Annotated in this window: 1 protein-coding gene; it reads left to right on the top strand. The window is 59.9% G+C overall.

The window, feature by feature from the left end; genetic code table 11:
- Window positions 1-112: 112 nt before the first annotated feature.
- Window positions 113-319, top strand: a 207-nt coding sequence (locus HB631_RS26825) for a phage tail protein (protein ID WP_213994216.1), incomplete at its 3' end; no start/stop codon positions are given.

The raw sequence follows: 319 nt of genomic DNA, 5'->3' as shown, positions 1-319 counted from the left end.
TCAAGAGGTCGGGCGCATTGCCGGGCGGGCCGCCGTGGAGGAATTGGATAAACGCCAACGCCAGCAGCGCGCCCGGGAACGCAGCAGCATGACCTATTAAGGAAGAATAACTATGATGATGACTTTGGGACTGTTTGTGTTCACCCTAAAAACAGTCCCCTATCAAAACCTGAACCGGGCCACGGAATACCGCTGGCCTACTAACAGCCGCGTGGGGTTGCCACCGGCGGCGCAATTCCTCGGACCGGGCAATGACCACATCACGCTTTCCGGCATATTGCTGCCCGAGCTGACCGGCGGACGGCTGTCGCTCCTGGCG

This window comes from Sodalis sp. dw_96 (assembly GCF_018449575.1).
Taxonomy (GTDB): domain Bacteria; phylum Pseudomonadota; class Gammaproteobacteria; order Enterobacterales; family Enterobacteriaceae; genus Acerihabitans.
This window is presented reverse-complemented; position numbering and strand designations above follow the sequence as displayed.